Source organism: Streptomyces sp. NPDC059909, from assembly GCF_042730885.1.
Lineage (GTDB): Bacteria > Actinomycetota > Actinomycetes > Streptomycetales > Streptomycetaceae > Streptomyces.
On record NZ_JBHWKX010000251.1, the window covers coordinates 1 to 444 of the forward strand.

The window sequence follows — 444 nt, forward strand, 5'->3', positions numbered from 1 at the left end:
GCCCGGCGCCGGTCCCCCCGGACCTCGCCGAGCACTTCCCCGGCCGCACCGAGGTGACCGCCTACCACCGGCTGCGCCACGACGAGGAGACCGGCGAACCCACCAACCACGCCCGCAACTACCTGCCGCCGGAGATCGCGGCCCGGATCGACCCGGGCGACCTGGAGAACCAGCCGATGACCAAGGTGCTGCGGGACACCGTCGGCCTGGACATCGCCCGCATCACCGACACCGTCGAGGCCCGCCTCGCCGACCCGGAGACGGCCCGGCTGCTCGACGTGCCGCTGCTCAGCCCGATCCTGCACTACACCGGGATCACCGTGGACGGGGAGGGCCGCACCCTCGACGTGACCCGCATCCGCTACCGGGGGGACCGGTTCTCGTTCACGGTGACGCTGGACGCGTAGGGGGCTTCGACGTGCGGGACTCCGAAGAGGCCCGGCC

At 73.2% G+C, this 444-nt stretch carries 1 protein-coding gene; it reads left to right on the top strand.

Annotation, left to right across the window (positions count from 1 at the left end; translation table 11 throughout):
* On the top strand, nt 1–407 hold a 407-nt coding region (locus ACFV9O_RS40610; RefSeq protein ID WP_385428159.1), incomplete at its 5' end, for a GntR family transcriptional regulator.
* Nucleotides 408–444: the final 37 nt, after the last annotated feature.